Annotated in this window: 15 protein-coding genes; 5 read left to right on the top strand and 10 right to left on the bottom strand. The window is 67.8% G+C overall.

Features of this window, described 5'->3' with window-relative positions; translation table 11 throughout:
* The 3 genes from ftsA (at position 1) to lpxC (ending at position 3875) form a co-directional block, all read left to right on the top strand.
* Positions 1-1233, top strand: a complete 1233-nt coding sequence (ftsA, locus tag ACVCMB_RS08665; protein WP_447098155.1) for a cell division protein FtsA — start codon at positions 1-3, stop codon at positions 1231-1233.
* Positions 1234-1356: 123 nt separating this feature from the next.
* Positions 1357-2535 (top strand): cell division protein FtsZ, encoded by a 1179-nt coding sequence (gene ftsZ, locus ACVCMB_RS08660; protein WP_395120095.1) that lies wholly within the window; start codon positions 1357-1359, stop codon positions 2533-2535.
* Between the two features lie 425 nt (positions 2536-2960).
* Entirely contained in the window at positions 2961-3875 is a 915-nt protein-coding gene (lpxC, locus tag ACVCMB_RS08655; protein ID WP_395120094.1) for a UDP-3-O-acyl-N-acetylglucosamine deacetylase, read from the top strand.
* Between the two features lie 216 nt (positions 3876-4091).
* Here lpxC and ACVCMB_RS08650 read toward each other — a convergent pair whose 3' ends face one another.
* Positions 4092-4574: a DUF721 domain-containing protein gene (locus ACVCMB_RS08650; protein WP_395120093.1), complete on the bottom strand. Its 483-nt coding sequence runs from the start codon at positions 4572-4574 to the stop codon at positions 4092-4094.
* Between the two features lie 27 nt (positions 4575-4601).
* Here ACVCMB_RS08650 and ACVCMB_RS08645 point away from each other — a divergent pair, with 27 nt between their 5' ends.
* Positions 4602-5531: a peptidoglycan DD-metalloendopeptidase family protein gene (locus tag ACVCMB_RS08645; protein WP_395120092.1), complete on the top strand. Its 930-nt coding sequence runs from the start codon at positions 4602-4604 to the stop codon at positions 5529-5531.
* A gap of 182 nt (positions 5532-5713) precedes the next feature.
* A complete protein-coding gene (gene secA, locus ACVCMB_RS08640) occupies positions 5714-8446 on the top strand; it encodes a preprotein translocase subunit SecA (protein ID WP_395120091.1) in 2733 nt (910 codons plus the stop codon).
* 109 nt (positions 8447-8555) lie between these two features.
* Here secA and ACVCMB_RS08635 read toward each other — a convergent pair whose 3' ends face one another.
* The 9 genes from ACVCMB_RS08635 to ACVCMB_RS08595 form a co-directional block, all read right to left on the bottom strand.
* Positions 8556-9407: a symmetrical bis(5'-nucleosyl)-tetraphosphatase gene (locus tag ACVCMB_RS08635; protein WP_395120090.1), complete on the bottom strand. Its 852-nt coding sequence runs from the start codon at positions 9405-9407 to the stop codon at positions 8556-8558.
* A gap of 15 nt (positions 9408-9422) precedes the next feature.
* A complete protein-coding gene (gene apaG / locus ACVCMB_RS08630) occupies positions 9423-9806 on the bottom strand; it encodes a Co2+/Mg2+ efflux protein ApaG (protein WP_395120089.1) in 384 nt (127 codons plus the stop codon).
* A 53-nt stretch (positions 9807-9859) separates the two neighbouring features.
* On the bottom strand, positions 9860-10651 hold the full coding sequence (gene rsmA / locus ACVCMB_RS08625; protein WP_395120088.1) for a 16S rRNA (adenine(1518)-N(6)/adenine(1519)-N(6))-dimethyltransferase RsmA: 792 nt from the start codon (positions 10649-10651) through the stop codon (positions 9860-9862).
* 88 nt (positions 10652-10739) lie between these two features.
* Positions 10740-11738 carry a 4-hydroxythreonine-4-phosphate dehydrogenase PdxA gene (pdxA, locus tag ACVCMB_RS08620; RefSeq protein WP_395120087.1) on the bottom strand — a complete coding sequence of 333 codons (999 nt, stop codon included), beginning with the start codon at positions 11736-11738 and terminating at the stop codon, positions 10740-10742.
* Positions 11739-11743: 5 nt separating this feature from the next.
* A complete protein-coding gene (locus ACVCMB_RS08615) occupies positions 11744-13093 on the bottom strand; it encodes a peptidylprolyl isomerase (protein WP_447106667.1) in 1350 nt (449 codons plus the stop codon).
* A gap of 33 nt (positions 13094-13126) precedes the next feature.
* Complete coding sequence (locus tag ACVCMB_RS08610; RefSeq protein ID WP_447106666.1) at positions 13127-15529, bottom strand: LPS-assembly protein LptD; 2403 nt, start codon at positions 15527-15529, stop codon at positions 13127-13129.
* A 97-nt stretch (positions 15530-15626) separates the two neighbouring features.
* Positions 15627-16547, bottom strand: a complete 921-nt coding sequence (locus ACVCMB_RS08605) for a histone deacetylase family protein (RefSeq protein WP_395120084.1) — start codon at positions 16545-16547, stop codon at positions 15627-15629.
* An 8-nt stretch (positions 16548-16555) separates the two neighbouring features.
* On the bottom strand, positions 16556-17128 hold the full coding sequence (locus tag ACVCMB_RS08600) for a cob(I)yrinic acid a,c-diamide adenosyltransferase (protein ID WP_395120083.1): 573 nt from the start codon (positions 17126-17128) through the stop codon (positions 16556-16558).
* Between the two features lies 1 nt (position 17129).
* The gene (locus ACVCMB_RS08595) at positions 17130-17729 is read right to left on the bottom strand and encodes a hypothetical protein (RefSeq protein ID WP_447106665.1); all 600 of its coding nucleotides are present in this window, start codon (positions 17727-17729) and stop codon (positions 17130-17132) included.
* Between the last annotated feature and the right edge of the window lie 39 nt (positions 17730-17768).

Genomic DNA, 17768 nt, shown 5'->3' with positions numbered 1-17768 from the left:
ATGAAAACGCGCAATGAAAAGCAGCTGGTCGTCGGCCTGGACATCGGCACCTCCAAGGTGGTGGCGATCGTCGGCGAGTACGAACCGGGCGAGCCGATCACCGTGATCGGCATCGGCACCCACGTCTCGCGCGGCATGAAGCGTGGCTCGGTGGTCGACATCGAATCGACCGTGCACTCGATCCAGCGCGCGGTGGAGGAGGCCGAGCTGATGGCCGGTTGCGACATCCGATCGGTCTACGCCTCGATCTCCGGCAGCCACCTGGAAACGCGCAACTCGCACGGCAACGCGGCGATCCGCGAGCGCGAGGTCACCGCCGCTGACCTGGAACAGGTGCTGGAGGCCGCCAGCGCGGTGGCGATCCCGGCCGACCGCAAGGTGCTCTACAAGGAGTCGCAGGAATACCGCATCGACGGCCAGGACGGCATCCGCCGCCCGGTCGGCATGAGCGGCGTGCGGCTGGAGGCCAACGTGCACCTGGTCACAGGCGCTGCCGCCGCGGTGCAGAACATCTCCAAGTGCATCCAGCGCTGCGGACTCACCGTCGATGAGCTGGTTCCTTCCGCGCTGGCCAGCGCCAAGGCGGTGCTGACCGACGACGAGCGCGAGCTCGGCGTGTGCCTGGTCGACATCGGCGCGGGCACCACCGACATCGCGATCTACACCCAGGGCTCGATTCGCCACACCGCGTCGCTGCCGGTCGGCGGCGACCAGGTCACCAGCGACATCGCCTACGGCGTGCACACGCCCACCGCGCACGCGGAGGAGATCAAGATCAAGTACGCCTGCGCGCTGACCGGGCTGGCGCACGCGGAGGAAACCATCCAGGTGCCCAGCGTCGGCGACCGCCCGCCGCGCCGGCTGGCGCGGCAGTCGCTGGCGCAGAGCGTGCAGGCGCGCTACGAGGAAATCTTCGAGATGGTGCAGGACCAGTTGCGCCGCTCCGGCTACGAGAGCCTGGTCGCCGCCGGCGTGGTGCTTACCGGCGGCGCCTCGAAGATGGAAGGTGCGCTGGAGCTGGCCGAGGAGATCTTCCACAAGATGGTGCGCATCGGCCTGCCGCAGCAAGTCGAGGGTCTCGGCGAGGTGGTTTCCAGTCCGTTGCATGCCACTGGCGTAGGTCTGCTGCTGCATGGCGCGCGCGCCGGCGGCGCGCGGGTCGGCGGACCGGTGGGCAGCAGCATGGGCGGGATGGTCGACAAGCTGCGCGGCTGGCTCACGCGGAATTTCTAGCAATGCGGTTTCGGGCGGCGCAGGAGCTGCCGCCCCGGGTGGAAGGAAATCCACCCACCACCACGGGCCGACAGGAGTCGCTCCCCGCGGTTAAAACGACAACAACTCTACGGAGGACGGGAAATGTTTGAACTGATCGATAAACTTGCACCCAATGCAGTCATCAAGGTGATCGGCGTGGGCGGCGGCGGTGGCAATGCCGTGGCGCACATGCTCAACGCCAACATCGAAGGCGTCGAGTTCGTCGTCGCCAATACCGATGCCCAGGCGATGACCAACTGCGGCTCGCGCACCCACCTGCAACTCGGCGGCAACGTGACCAAGGGTCTCGGCGCCGGCGCGAATCCCGAGGTCGGCCGGCAGGCCGCGCTGGAGGATCGCGAACGGATCGAGGCGATGCTCGAAGGCGCCGACATGGTGTTCATCACCGCCGGCATGGGCGGCGGCACCGGCACCGGCGCGGCGCCGGTGGTGGCGCAGCTGGCCAAGGAGAAGGGCATCCTGACGGTCGCGGTCGTCACCAAGCCGTTCCCGTTCGAGGGCCGCCGGCGCATGCAGGTCGCCCTGAAGGGCATCGAGGACCTGTCGCAGCACGTCGACTCGCTGATCACCGTGCCGAACGAGAAGCTGCTCAGCGTGCTCGGCCGCGAGGTCACCCTGCTCAACGCGTTCAAGGCCGCCAACGACGTGCTGCAGGGCGCCGTGCAGGGCATCGCCGACCTGATCACCGCCCCTGGCCTGATCAACGTCGACTTCGCCGACGTGCGCACCGTGATGTCGGAGATGGGCCTGGCCATGATGGGCTCGGGCACCGCCCGCGGTGACGATCGCGCCCAGGCGGCGGCCGAGGCGGCGATCAAGAACCCGCTGCTGGAGGACGTCAACCTGAACGGCGCCTGCGGCATCCTGGTCAACGTCACTGCCGGTCCGAACCTCACCATGCGCGAGTTCGACGAGATCGGCCGCATCATCCACGACTTCGCCAGCGAAGACGCCACCGTGGTGATCGGCACCTCGCTGGACCCGGACATGAAGGACGACGTGCGCGTGACCGTGGTGGCCACCGGCCTCAACCGCGCCAATGCCTCGCGCAGCCAGCCGCCGATCCGCATGGTCGAAACCCAGCAGATGCAGATGCGTCCGCGCCCGGTGGTGCTGCGTACCGGCACCGGCAACGAGGTGGTGGACTATGCCCAGCCGGAGGTGCAGGGTCGGACCGAGTCCAGCGCAGCGGCCAAGCATGGCGATGCCGGCCTCGATTACCTGGACATTCCGGCATTCCTGCGCCGGCAGGCTGATTGAGGAGCATTGCGGAGCATGTCGATGCGTTGAACGATCGCCCGCCGGGTCGGTCAGTCACTCCATTGCCTCACGAATGGCTGCCTTGCGGCAGGCCGTTTGCAAGGTCCGCGATGGCGCGACGATGGCTGCGGCGACGGCGGTTGGTTGGCACCCGATGCCGTGCGCCGGGATGGGCGCGCGGGGCAGGGCCGCGGATTTGTCGCCGCGGTGCCGAAGCGATGTCCCGGGCCGGATTCCCGTCCCAGGCCCGGGCTTCGCTCCTTATCTTTCGGCGCTGGCGGGCGCCAAATGTGCGCCAGTTCCCAAGGATGAAAGAAAGATGAAGGCTTAACCAGACTGTACGGTGCGGTTTGCTTTTATCCCAGGTTAAAACTGTGTTAGCATCCGCTCCTGATTGGCTGCTGCCTCCACGGGTCCCAACAATAATGATCAAGCAGCGTACGCTTAAAAACATCATCCGGGCGACCGGTGTCGGCTTGCACACGGGCGACAAGGTCTACATGACCTTGCGTCCCGCCGCGCCGAACACGGGCATCGTTTTCCGTCGGACGGATCTCGATCCGCCGGTGGACATCCGCGCACGCCAGGACAACGTCGGCGACACACGCCTTTCCACCACGCTCATGAATGGTGAAGTGCGCGTGGCCACCGTCGAACACCTGTTGTCGGCGATGGCCGGGCTCGGCATCGACAACGCCTACGTCGACCTGTCGGCGCCGGAAGTGCCGATCATGGATGGCAGTGCGGGACCGTTCGTGTTCCTGCTGCAGTCCGCCGGCATCGAGGAGCAGCCGGTGGCCAAGCGCTTCATCCGCATCAAGAAGCCGATCAAGGTGCAGGAAGGCGACAAGTGGGCCAGCTTCGAGCCGTTCGAAGGCTTCAAGGTGGGCTTCTCGATCGACTTCAACCACCCGATCATCTCCAAGCGCACCTCGCGCGCCGAGATCGACTTCTCCACCACCTCCTTCGTCAAGGAAGTCAGCCGCGCGCGCACCTTCGGTTTCATGCGTGACATCGAGATGCTGCGCGAGCACAACCTGGCGCTGGGCGGCTCGATGGACAACGCCGTGGTGCTCGACGACTACCGCGTGCTCAACGAGGACGGCCTGCGTTACGAGGACGAGTTCGTCAAGCACAAGATCCTGGACGCCATCGGCGACCTGTACCTGCTCGGCCACAGCCTGATCGGCGCCTATCACGCGCACAAGTCGGGCCACGAGTTGAACAACAAGCTGCTGCGCGCCCTGATCGCCGATGCCTCGGCGTGGGAAGAGGTCAGCTACCACGAGGATCCGGCGGTGTCGCCGATCTCCTACGCCCACCCGGCCCAGGCGATCTGACACCCGAAACCACGCCGGCCTGTTCCGGCACTGCCCACCCGAATGGCCGGATCGCAAGATCCGGCCATTTTTGTTGACCGCGACACACTCGCCGCGCGGGTTGGGTCACAGCCCCGCGAGGGCTGGACTTTTCATTAACTCTTCACGTGGTATAAACGCTGCTCGCGCGGGTCAGCCCGCGGGGGCAAGACGCGGCGCGTCTCGCAGGAACGCCTTTCAGTACGAGGGGTTCTCGGGGGAATCAGCGGTTTCGGCGAAGGACGCCAGCTGAAGGAACAGATCCCGCCATTCGGGGTCTGTGGACGAGGCAGCGGCAGCCCTGAGGTGGGCGGCCGCGGCTGGCGAAAGCGGTTTTGACTGCTCCGGCACGGTAACGGCCGGTGGTTGGGGAGCCACTTTCACGGTGACTGAACTGGCGCAGGCGCCGACGGCGCTTGCGGAGGCAAGGATCTGTGCCTGCATCAAGCGCAGGCGTGACGCCCAGGCCGGTGAAGACGCCAGGAAGACGAGGCGGTTGTTGCGCAGATTGGCGAATCTGACCTGTTCGCGCAGCGGCGATGGCAACGTCTGGCGCAGTGCGCGGTCCAGCGCTTCCAGCGCGTCGGCCTTTCGGGCCAGCGACGCGAAGGAGCCGCAATCGGCAAGGGATTTCGGTCCGTTGTCGCGGCGACGGGAAGTGGCGGGTTCCGCGCGGTGCATGGTGCCGACATTCGATTTTGGAAAGACATGCAGATCATACTCGTCTCACGTGCCCGCAAGCTGCCTAAAACCCTGGATCTGGCCAGCCGGCGGGTGCGCTGGAAGCTGTTCTCGATGTTGTCGCTGGGCGTGTTGGGCTGCCTGGCCCTGGGCGGCGCGCTGACCCTCGCCATCGCCAGCCCGCGCGACCGCGCGCTGAGCCAGATCCACGACCTGCAGCAGCAGATCCGCCGGCAGAACGCCGAACTCGGCGGCGTGCGCGCGGATGCGCAGCGCAGCCTGGATGCCCTGGCGCTCAAGCTGGGCCAGCTGCAGGCGCAGTCGACCCGCCTGAACGCGCTCGGTGAGCGCCTGGTGCAAGTGGGCAAGCTCGACAGCGGCGAGTTCAACTTCGACCAGCCGCCCGCCGTCGGCGGTGTCGAGGACACCAGCAGCACCGGTTACGCCATGCCGCCCTCGCTGGAGGCCGGCATCGACCGCCTCACCGGCCAGTTCAACGTCCAGCAGGCGCAGTTGTCGGCGCTGCAGAGCCTGTTGCTCGATGCCCGCATCGAGTCGAACCTGAAGCCCACCGGCATGCCCGTGCACGGCTACATCTCATCCTATTTCGGCGTGCGTCCGGACCCGTTCGACGGCCAGTCGGCGCGGCACACCGGCATCGACATCGCCACGCCGTTCGGCACGCCGGTGCATGCCGTGGCCGAAGGCATGGTGACCTTCGCCGGCGTGCGTCGCGGCTACGGCAACGTGGTCGAGATCGACCACGGCAACGGCTACATGACCCGCTACGCCCACAACAGCAAGCTGGACGTGCATCCCGGCCAGCATGTGCAGGTCGGCGACGTGATCGCGCAGGCCGGCTCCACCGGCCGCTCCACCGGCTCGCACGTGCATTTCGAGGTCTGGTACCACGATCGCGTGGTCAACCCGCTGGCGTTCGTGCGCAGCCACCGCTAGGGATGCCCTGATCCCTTGAATCCGGTCCCGGCAGCCGCCAGTTCCTGACGGTTCGCCGGCGTTCCCGCGCGGCGCGGGCACCTCCATCCCGCCAGAGCGGGTGAGCCGTACCGGGCATGTAGTAACATGCCCGATTGGCTCGCGCGTGCAGCGGGCGTCTTGTTCCCCCAACCGGAAAATCGATGTTCAATCGTGCCCTGACGAGTCTGTTTGGCAGCCGCAACGAGCGTGTGCTGCGTCAGCTTTCACGTACGGTCCATCGCATCAATGCGCTGGAACCGGAGATGGAGAAACTGGACGATGCCGCGTTGCGCGGCAAGACTGCCGAGTTCAAGCAGCGTTACGCCGCCGGCGAATCACTGGACAAGCTGCTGCCGGAAGCCTTCGCGGTGGCCCGCGAGGCCTCGCGCCGCACCCTGGGCATGCGTCCGTACGACGTGCAGTTGATCGGTGGCATGGTGCTGCACCAGGGCAAGATCGCCGAGATGCGCACTGGCGAAGGCAAGACCCTGGTGGCGACGCTGCCGGTATACCTCAACGCGATCGCGGGCAAAGGCGTGCACGTGGTCACCGTCAACGACTACCTGGCGCGGCGCGACTCGGCGCAGATGAGCAAGCTGTACAACTTCCTCGACCTGACCGTCGACGTGGTGTACCCGGGCATGGACCACGCCGACAAGCACGCGGCGTATGCGGCCGACATCACTTACGGCACCAACAACGAGTTCGGCTTCGACTACCTGCGCGACAACATGGCGCTCAGCAAGGAGCAGCGCTACCAGCGCGGCCTGCATTACGCCATCGTCGACGAGGTCGACTCGATCCTGATCGACGAGGCGCGCACGCCCCTGATCATCTCCGGCCCGGCGGAGGATTCCCCGCAGTTGTACATCGCCGTCAACAAGATCGTGCCGCGGATGATCCGCCAGGCCGAGGAAGACAGCGAGGGCGACTACTGGGTCGACGAGAAGCAGAAGCAGGTGCATCTGTCCGAGGCCGGCATGCAGCACGCGGACGAGCTGCTGCGCGAGGCCGGCGTGATCGACCAGGACAGCGGCCTGTACGACTCCAAGAATCTCGCGGTGGTTCATCATCTCAATGCCGCCCTGCGCGCCAACGGCATCTACCAGCGCGACGTCGACTACATCGTGCGCGATGGCGAAGTGATCATCGTCGACGAGTTCACCGGCCGTACCCTGGCCGGCCGGCGCTGGTCCGACGGCCTGCACCAGGCGGTCGAGGCGAAGGAGGGCGTGCCGATCCAGCGCGAGAACCAGACGCTGGCCACGGTGACGTTCCAGAACCTGTTCCGCATGTACAAGAAGCTGGCCGGCATGACCGGCACGGCCGATACCGAGGCGTTCGAGTTCCAGAGCATCTACGGCCTGGAGGTGGTGGTGATCCCCACCCACAAGCCGATGATCCGCAAGGACAACCCGGACATGATCTTCCTGTCGCAGACACCGAAGTACAACTCGGTGATCGAGGACATCAAGGACTGCCACAAGCGCGGCCAGCCGGTGCTGGTCGGCACCACCTCGATCGAGGTGTCCGAGCTGCTGTCCGGGTTGCTGAAGAAGGCGGGCGTGGCGCACGAGGTGCTCAACGCCAAGCATCACGAGCGCGAGGCGCACATCGTGGCGCAGGCCGGCGCGCCCGGCCAGGTCACCATCGCCACCAACATGGCCGGCCGCGGTACCGACATCGTGCTCGGCGGCAGTCTCGAGGCCGCGCTGGCCGAACTGCCCGAAGGCGCCAGCGAGGTGGACCGCGCGCGCGTCAAGGCCGAGTGGAAGAAGCGGCACGAGCAGGTGCTGGCCGCCGGCGGCCTGCACATCATCGGCACCGAGCGGCACGAATCGCGGCGCATCGACAACCAGCTGCGCGGCCGCTCCGGCCGCCAGGGCGACCCGGGCTCCTCGCGCTTCTACCTGTCGCTGGAGGACAACCTGCTGCGCATCTTCGGCGGCGAAGGCCTGGTGCGCTGGATGAAGCGCTTCGGCATGAAGGACGACGACGCGCTGGAAGATCGCATGATCAGCCGGCAGATCGAGAAGGCCCAGCGCAAGGTCGAGCAGCACAACTTCGACATCCGCAAGCACCTGCTGGAGTTCGACGACGTCGCCAACGACCAGCGCAAGGTGATCTACACCCAGCGTGACGAATTGCTGGAGGGCGAGGAGGTCGCGGCCACCGTCGCCGACATCCGCGAGGATGTGGTGCAGACCCTGGTGCAGGCCTACGTGCCGCCGCAGACCATCGACGAGCAGTGGGATATCGCCGGCCTGGATCGCGAGCTGGAGAGCCAGTTCAACCTGTCGCTCGACCTCAAGCACTGGGTCGAGCAGCAGAGCGAGATCGACGCCGAGATGATCCGCAAGCACGTGGACGAGGCGGTCGCCGAGCTGTTCCACGGCAAGGAGGCGCAGATCGGGGCCGAGACCATGCGCCAGCTCGAAAAGCACGTGATGCTGACCGTGGTCGACAACGCCTGGAAGGACCATCTTTCCAGCATGGATTACCTGCGCCAGGGCATCTCGCTGGTGGGCTACGCGCAGCAGGACCCGAAGCAGGCGTTCAAGCGCGAGGCGTTCAAGCTGTTCTCCGACATGCTGGCGCGGATCAAGTCCGAGGTGGTGCAGATGCTTGCGCGCATCCGCATCCGCAGCGAGGAGGAAGTCGCCGCGATGGAGGCCGAGCAGCAGCGCATGGCCGAGCGCCTGCAGAAGCAGATGCTCGCCACCGGCGGCGGCGCGCCGCCCGATGCGTTCGGCAATGCCGGCGCGGCCCCGGAAGACGGTGCCCACCTGGCCGCGCAACCGGTGCAGCATGCCGGCCCCAAGGTCGGCCGCAACGAGCCATGCCCCTGCGGCTCCGGCAAGAAGTACAAGCATTGTCACGGACAGCTGAGCTGAGACAAAAGCAGGAGTGAGTGGAGAGGAGTGAGGAGTGAGAGAAAGCTGTCCGGCCCGCTCTCACTCCTCACTCCTCTCCACTCACTCCTCGCCTTTCAGTCCTCGCCTTTCAGTCCTCGCCGCCTGGCGGCCGCTTGCGATGCGGCTCGGCGTTGACGGTGATGTAGTGCGTCCCCTCGCCGTCCAGTTGCAGTGCGGTGAGCTTGCCGCCCCAGACGCAGCCGGTGTCGATCGCGTGCACGCCCAGTCCGTCGAATCGGCCCAGCGCCGACCAGTGGCCGCAGACGATACGCACATCGCGTCGACGCATGCCGGGCACGGCAAACCACGGGTACAGGCCGGGCTTCTGCGTGCCGGGGATGCCCTTGGCGTCGAAGTCGATGCGCCCGTTGACGTCGCAGTAGCGCATGCGCGTCATGGTGTTGATGGTGGCGCGGTAACGGTCCTGGCCCTGCAGCCGGCTCGACCACTGCGCGGGACGATTGCCGAACAGGTTGCGCAGCAGGCGCGAGTGGCGCGGACTGGACAGCTCGCGCTCGACCTCCTGGGCGGCACGCAACGCCTGGCGCAGCGTCCACACCGGTGCGAGGCCGGCATGCACCATCGCCCAGTCGAGCTGTTCGTCGTGGTGCATCAGCTTCTGCGAGCGCAGCCATTCGAACAGCACCGGCGCATCGTCGGCAAACAGCACCTCGCGCAGTTCGGGGTTCACCCGCGCCTGCGCCTCCGGCTTGCGCTGCGCGATCGCCAGCAGGCTGAGGTCGTGGTTGCCCAGCGTGACAATGCACGAGTCGCGCAGGTCGTGGATCAGTCGCAGTGTTTCCAGCGACTGCCCGCCGCGGTTGACCAGGTCGCCGCAGAACCACAGCTGGTCACGCGCGGGGTCGAAGCGCAGTTTCTCCAGCAGGCGTTGCAATTCGGGATAGCAGCCCTGCACGTCGCCGATGGCGTACGTAGCCATGTCAGTCCCGGGCCATCAGTGCAGCGTACGCGGGATGGACAGGGTGAAGGTCGGGATCGGCGCCTCGAACTCGGTGCCGTCGTCGGCGAGCATCTGGTAGCTGCCGCCCATGATGCCCACCGGCGTCTCCAGCACCGCGCCGGAGGTGTATTCGAAATCCTCGCCGGGGCGCATCCACGGCTGTTCGCCGACCACGCCGTCGCCGCTCACTTCCTCGACCTTGCCGTTCGCGTCGGTGATCTGCCAGCGCCGTGCGAGCAGGCGCGCGGGCAGCTGGCCGGCGTTGCGCAGGGTGATGGTGTAGGCGAAAACGTAACGGTTGTCCCCGGGCCTGGACTGGTCGGGAACGAAACGGGTTTGCACCTGCACGTCGATCGTGTAGGGGGATTGTTCGGTCATGCCCGGATTGTAAGGCCTGCGCTCGCCAATGGGGCGGCGCGTGCGCGACGGCTTCACTGCGCCGGCGGAACGACCTTGGCCAGACGCACGAAATCCGCCGGCGACAGCGTTTCGGCGCGTGCGCGCGGGTCCACGTCGGCGCGGCGGATCGCGTCGCTGTCCATCACCTGCTTGAGTGCGTTGGACAGCGTCTTGCGCCGTTGCGCGAACGCCGCCTTCACCACGGCGTAGAGTTGCGCCGGGTCGGCGTCGTGCCGTTCTTCCGGCGGCAGCGGCTGCAGTCGCACTACGGCAGAGTCGACCTTCGGCGGCGGCCGGAACGACTCCGGCGGCACGTCGAACAGCGGTTCCACCCGGCACGCCAGCTGCAGCATTACCGACAACCGGCCGTATACCTTGCTGCCCGGTGCGGCAGCCATCCGGTCGACGACTTCCTTCTGCAGCATGAAATGCATGTCCTCGATCGCCGCCGCGTGCTCGACGCAGTGGAACAGGATCGGGCTGGAGATGTAGTAGGGCAGGTTGCCGGCCAGCCGCAACCGCGGCACGCCGTGACTGTGCGCCATCGCGGTGAAGTCGACCTTCAGCACGTCGGCGTGCACGACGTGCAGCGCACCGACCGTGGCGGCGCGCGCACGCAGGGCGGGGATCAGATCCGTGTCCAGCTCGATCGCCGTGAGCTTGCCTGCCGCGCCCAGCAGGGGCAGCGTCAGGGCGCCTTCGCCCGGGCCGATCTCGACCAGGAAATCGTCGTCGCGCGGTGCGATCGCCGCGACGATGCGCTCGATGCATTGGCGGTCGTGCAGGAAGTGCTGGCCGAAGCTTTTCTTGGGGCGTGCGGTCATGGGGCAGAGCGAGCAGTGAGAAATGAGGAGTGAGGAGTGACTGTGTGGAAGGTCGGGGAGATGAGTGCGCGAGCGGCTCTCTCGCTCCTCACTCCTCTCCACTCACTCCTCGCCTTCGCGCCACCAGCGTCATGGCGAGGTTGGCTGCGGCGATCAGGCTGGACGGATCGGCGCGGCCGGTGCCGGCCAGATCCAGCGCGGTGCCGTGGTCCACCGAGGTGCGGATGAAGGGCAGGCCCAGGGTGACGTTCACGGTGCAATCGAACGCTTCGCTCTTCAGCACCGGCAAGGCCTGGTCGTGGTACATCGCCAGCACCGCGTCGTAATGCGTGCGTTGCGCCGGCACGAAGGCGGTGTCGGCGGGCAGCGGGCCGAGCAGCTGCATGCCCTCGCCGCGCAAGACGTCCAGCACGGGGATCAGCGTATCGATTTCTTCCCGGCCCAGGTGGCCGCCCTCGCCGGCATGCGGATTGAGTCCGAGCACGGCGATGCGTGGCTGGTCGATGCCGAACTTGCCGCGCAGTTCGGCGTCCACGATGCGCAGCACGCGGGTCAGCAATGCGGGCGTGATCGCCGCCGGTACGGCCGACAGCGGCAGGTGGGTGGTGGCCAGCGCCACGCGCAGCTGCGGGCTGGCCAGCATCATCACCACCTCGGCGCCCGCGCGTTCGGCGAAGAATTCGGTGTGTCCGCGGAAGGCGACGCCGGCATCGTTGATCGAGGACTTCTGCAGTGGCGCGGTGATCACCGCGGCATAACGGCCGGCCATGCAGCCGTCGGCGGCCTCGGCCAGGGTGGCCAGCACGTGGCTCGCGTTGCGCGGGTCGGGGTGGCCGGGCACTTCCCTCGTCGCCAGCGGCACGTGACGCACGCGCAGCGCGCCGGCGGCGCGGGAGTCTGCCGGTGCGCCGTCGTCGTCGATCAATTCGAGGTGCATGCCGCAGCGTGTCGCCGCGCGCTCGAGCAGGTGGCGGTCGGTGATCGCGACGAGGCTTGCCGCCAGCGACGTACCGGCCAGCCGCACCAGCAGTTCCGCACCGACGCCGGCCGGCTCGCCCGCGGTGACGGCCAGCCGGGTGAGCGCCATCGCGCTCAGCTGGCCTGGGGTGCGGCGCCGTCGGCGGGCGCCTGCTCGGGTTCGCGCAGGGACGGCACGAGGATTTCGATGTAGGCGTTGGAACGCAGGTCGCGCAGGTAGTCGTCGTAGACTTGCTCGGCCTTGCGGTTGCCGATGGCCTGGCGCGCCTGGTTGCGTTCGATCTCCACGGTCTGGTCGCTCTGGCGCGTGCCCAGGCGCTCCAGCAGGTGCCAGCCGGCCTCGCTCTGGAACGGCTCGGATACCTGGCCGTCCTTCAGCGAGGCCAGCTTGGCGGCGATCGTCGTGCCCCATGCCGAGGGCTGGAACCAGCCCATGTCGCCGCCGAGGTTGGCGGTGGTGTCGTCCTTGGAGAACTCCTTGGCCAGCGCGGCGAAGTCCTCGTGCTTGTCGACGATGCGGTGGTACAGGTCCTGCGCCTTCTGCTGCGCCTGGGCGGAGCTCAGCAGTTCGCTCGGCTTGATCAGGATCTGCCGCGCGTGGTACTCGGTGACGATCTTGCGGTCGCCCTTGCGCTGGTCGACCAGCTTGAGGATGTGGAAGCCGGTAGGGCCGCGCAGGATCTGGCTGACCTGGCCAGGCTTCATCGTGACGACCGTGTCGGCGAACGCCGGCGGAATCTCGTCCATGCGCCGCCAGCCGAGGTCGCCGCCTTCCAGTGCATCGGAAGCGTCGGAGTAGCGGATCGCGGCGGCGCCGAAATCCATGCCGCCCTGGACGGCGGCGGCGGCCTGCTCGGCCTTGGCCTGGCTGGCCTGGATCGCCGCGGCGTCCGCGCCACCGGGGATGCTCACCTGGATGTGCGCCAGGTGCACTTCGCCGGCCTTGTAGGTGGGGCTGTCGAGCAGGTTGTCGATCTCGCTGTCGGTCACCGAGACCGAGCTTTGCACCACGTTCTGGTGCAGCCGCTGCACGGTGATCTGGTCGCTCAGTTCCTTGCGGAATGCTGCGAAGCTGCCGCCCTGCTGCTCGACCGCCGCGCGCAACTGCTCGGGGGTGAGCCGGTTCTGCTGCGCCACGCCCTGGACCGCGCGGTCGACGTCGGCGCTGGACACCGAGATGCCTTGTTCCTGCGCGCGCTGCACCTGCAGGCGCATCAGGATCAGTCGGTTCAGCACCTGCCGCGTCACCACGTCCATCGGCGGCAGTTGCCCGCGGCCGGCGTACTGCTGCTGGATCGTGCGCACCGCGTCGTCCAGCTCGCTCTGCAGGATGACGTCGTCGTTGACCACCGCGACGATGCGATCGAGCGACTGGTTCGCCGGTGCGGCCGACTGCAGCAACTGCGCATGGGCAGGCACGGCGATCGCCAGGGCGAGCAGGAGGGATGCAAGGAATTGCTTCATCGAGAAAAAAGCCTGGATCGCCGAGGCGATGGATTATTGATAGCCGAGAATATCACGGCGCAGCAGCGGTTCGATCTGGCCGCCGGTCGAGCCCAGCCCCTTGAATACGATTTCGAACATGATCGCGTTGTCGCGCCGATTGAGGTTGCTTCCGGAAGGTGGCGACGTGGTGCCGTAGTAGGACTGGTTGACGTAATTGCGGTCGACCAGCCGCAGGGTGACGCAACAGCTGTCGTACTCCACGCCAAGCATCGCGTCGACGGTGCCGCTGGGGAGCTTGTAGGTGGTGTCGATCGCCGGGGCAAACGCCCAGGCGCCGAACAACCGCCACCTGTCCGACAGTGGATAGACCGCCGAGGCGCTGTATTGTTCCAGCCGGCCGCGCCGATAGTGGTAGGCGAGGTTGACGATGCCCGCATCGCCGAGGCGCCGCTGCAGACCGAACGTGGCCGCCTCCACGGCGCGGCTGTTCGGGCTCCACTGCCAGGAACTGTTCACCCGCCAGCGGTCGTTCAATTGCAGGTCGAGCTGGGCCACGTAGGCCGAGCCGGTCCAGTCGGTGCCCAGCACGCGTTGCCGGCTGAGGTAGCGGATCTGGCCGATGCTGGCCGACAGCCGCTCGACGCCATCGTCGTCCAGCAGGCGCGTGGTCAGCGCCGCGGTGACGTTGTTCGCGTCCATCTGGCGGTCGGCGCCGGAGAACTGGTTGGTCGAGAACAGTTGCCAGTAGTCGAACGACATCAGGTTGGTGTCGAACAGCGGCAGGTTGTCCTGGTCGCGGTACGGCACGTAGAGGTAGTACAGGCGCGGTTCCAGCGTCTGCGTGTAGTGCGTGCCGAACAGCGAGGTGCTGCGGTCGAACATCAATCCCGAGTCGAGGCTGACGATCGGCAGCGAGCGGGTCGGCGACTGCTCGGTGAACGGCGACACTGCCGTGCCGCTGAGCCGCCCGAATCGCCCGTAGTCCTGGTAGCCGTCGCTGAGCTGGTAGGCGGTGTAGCGCCAGGCCAGGCGCGGCCGCACGAACCACGCGGCACTGCCGAAATCGGCCGCGAGGTAGGGGTAGAGGTCCTCGCGCTGTCCCTCGACGTAGCCGGGCTTGCGGAACATCACCGCGCTGGTGTCCACGCCGGCCTGCAGCCAGCGCGACAGCGGCACTTCCGCGCTGAACAGTGCATACGGCAGCTGCCGGTAAGGCAGCGCGGAGTCGGTCGCGAACGGGTTGGTGTTCTGGTAGGTGGTGGCGCCGAAGGAGGCGTCCCACCACTTGCCGCCGCCGCTGATCGCCGCACCGGAGCGAAGGCTGTACGCCGGGCTGTGCGACATCGCATTGCCGTAGTCGTACAGGTAGCTGGCGTCGGATACGTGGTTGTACGTCCCGGTGAAGCGCCAGCCGTCCCACAGGGCGGTGCGGTCGGAGAAGGACACCAGGTGGCGCGACTTGCCGGTGGTGTCGGCCAGGCCGTCGCTCTTGCCGCGGTCCTCGGGCACGTACTCCACGTTGAGCTGCCCGCTGCTGCCGGGCACCAGGTAGCGGAACTCGCCCGCCAGCAGCGGGCCGCGGCGGCTGTAGTAGCGCGGGTCCAGCGTGGCGTCGTAGTTCGGCGCCAGGTTGAGGTAGTAGGGCGTGCTGAGCTGGAAACCCGCGCGGCTGGTGTTGCCCAGCGTGGGGTAGAGGAAGCCGCTCTTGCGCCGGTCGTCGGTGGGGAAAGTGAAGTACGGCAGGTACAGGAACGGCACCTTGCCGATGCGCATGGTGGCATCGCGCGCCACGCCCACGCCGCTGGCCTTGTCGATGCTGATCGACTTGGCGCGGAACTCCCACACGTGGTGGCCGACATCGCAGGTGGAATACGTGGCCATGGAATAGCGGGTGCGCTCGGCATCCAGCATGTGTCCCTGGCGCGCCACGCCATTGCCGCGCGATTCCAGCATCTGGTAGCGCACGTCGTCGGCCACACCGCGGCTGGCATTGGTGTTGCCGCGCAGGTGCGAGGCGGCGAGCAGTTGCCCGGCCTCCTGGTAACGCACGTTGCCGCGCGCATCGTAGTCGGTGGTCGAGTCGTTGTAGTCGAGCGTATCGGCCTGCAGCTGCTGGTCGGCGCGCTGCAGCAGCACGTCGCCGGAGAGGTGGTAGACCGACTGGTCGGAGCTGTCCACGTGCTGCGCGGTGACGTGCGCCGGTGCGGTTGCGCGCTGGCTGCTGTCCCGGCTCAGCGTCGGGTCGTAGAACTCCAGCAGCGCGTTGGGCCGGCACATCGCGTAGTTGAGCGGGCGCGGTGCGCAGTGGAACGAGCCCAGCGGGCAACTCTGGTCGGCCGGGTCCGGCGCCTTGCGTGCCGCCGGGGCGGCGGAGGCGGCGGGAAGCTGGCCGCCGAAGAGCGCCAGCGCGGCGGCGACTGCCAGCAGGCGACGTGGAGGAAACGTTGATGTCACGATGGAACCTGCCGACCTCGAAGGCTGGTCAAGTTAGCAGAAACGCCCCCTCCGATGCGTCCGCGCGTTCAGCGCGGGCTTGGCTGCGGGCGCCGATTCACTCCATCAGGGCCTGCACGTGGGCGGCGGCGCTGGCGGCCAGGGCGGCGAGGTCGTAGCCGCCTTCGAGGGTGGAGACGATGCGCCCCTCGGCATGGCGGCGGGCCAGCGCGACCAGCCGCTCGGTGAGCCAGGCGTAGTCCTCCTCGCTCAGCCGGATGTCGGCCAGGGGGTCGTTGGCGTGGGCGTCGAAGCCGGCCGAGATCAGCAGCAATTGCGGCCGGAACGCGTGCAGGCGCGGCAGCAGCACGGCATCCCACAGTTCGCGGAATTCATGCGAGCCGGCGCCGGGCGACAACACGCCGTTGACGATGTTGCCGCAGCCGCGCTCGTCCTCGTGGCCGCTGTCCGGGTACAGCGGCGACTGGTGGCTGGAGGCGAACAGCACGCGCGGCTCGCGTTCGAAGATGTCCTGCGTGCCGTTGCCGTGGTGCACGTCGAAATCGGCGATGGCGACCCGCTTGAGCCCGTGCGCGGCCAGCGCGTGGGCGGCGCCCACCGCGACGTTGTCGAACAGGCAGAAGCCCATCGCCCGCTCGCGCGTGGCGTGGTGGCCGGGCGGGCGCACCGCGCAGAACGCGCGCTGCGCGCTGCCGCCGAGCACCGCATCGACCGCCGCCACCACGGCGCCCGCAGCGTGCAGGGCCGCCTCGGTCGAGCCGGGGCCCATCACGGTGTCCTGGTCCAGCGCCAGCATTTCGCCCGCCGGCGCGCCGAGCAGGACTTCGCCGATGTGTCCCGCGTCGTGCACGCGCAGCAGCTGTTCGCGGGTGGCCGGCGGTGCCTCGACACGGTCGAGCGCGGCGTAGCGGTCGTGATCGAGTGCCTGCAATACCGCATGCAGTCGCGCCGGCCGTTCCACGTGGCCCGGCCCCGGATCGTGCCGCAGGCAGGCGGAATGGGTGTACAGCCGCAGCATGCGGCAGCTCAGGCGGAGGGCTTGGGCTTGGGGCGGCGCTCGTGTTGCCACAGCACTTCGCCGTGGCCGCTGGCGCGCGCCAGCACCCGCGAGATCACGAACAGCAGGTCCGACAGCCGGTTGAGGTAGCGCTGCGGCTGGGTGCGGATATCCTCCACCCGCGCCAGCGCGATCACCTCGCGCTCGGCGCGGCGGCACACGGTGCGCGCCAGGTGGCCGCAGGCCGCGGCCATGCCGCCACCGGGCAGGATGAACTCCTTCAGCGGCGGCAGCGGCTCGTTGAGCCGGTCGAGGATGTGCTCGAGCCGTTCGATGTCGCTGTCGTTGACCATCGCCATGCCGGGGATGCACAGCTCGCCGCCGAGGTCGAACAGGTCATGCTGCACTTGGGTCAGTACCTCGCGCACCTCGTCGGTGACGCCATCGGCGGCCAGCAGCATGCCGATGGTGCTGTTGAGCTCGTCGACCGTGCCGTAGGCGTTGACCCGCGGCGAATCCTTGCCGACGCGCGAGCCGTCGCCGAGGCCAGTCGACCCATCGTCGCCGGTGCGCGTGTAGATCCGCGAGAGGCGGTTGCCCACGTCAGTGCCTGGCGTGGCTGCTGCGCGGCGCGGCGTGCGTCAGCTGGGTTGCCAGCGCATGCAGCAGCGCACCCAGCCCCACGTAGACGGCGGTGCCGGTGAGGAACGGCAGGTACCAGTCGCCAAGGTTGCCGAACCACGCACCGAGGCTGCGCGGCGCGGGAACGCTGGCGCTGAGCCAGTAGAAGCTGCCGTTGGAGATCAGGTAGCAGACGCCCTCGGCCACCAGCAGCGTGCCGGCCGCGAGGCCCAGCGTACGCAGGTTCAGGCCCTGCTGGTGTTTCGCCAGCCAGCTGCCACCCAGCCACAGCGCGCCGTAGGACGGCAGCAGGAACCAGTAGGCCGGGGACACGCAGTAATGGCTCCAGAAGTCGATGCCCTGGCCGCTGATCACGAGGTAATCCACCAGCACGGCTTCCGCCATCAGCAGCGGGAAGGCCCAGCGGCCCTGGCCGCGCAACCAGAAGCCGGCGAGGAAAAACACGCCCCACGAAGCGTCCCACAACGCATGATGCAGCAGCGAGGGGTGGAAGCGGGTGACGCCCATCACCAGGGCCAGGCCCAGGAAGATGACCAGGCGTCGGGTCGTTGAGGTTGCCATGGGAACTCCGTGCGGCGCTGCGGGATACAGGCGTGCAAG

This window comes from Rhodanobacter sp. UC4443_H10, assembly GCF_052978325.1.
This window is presented reverse-complemented; position numbering and strand designations above follow the sequence as displayed.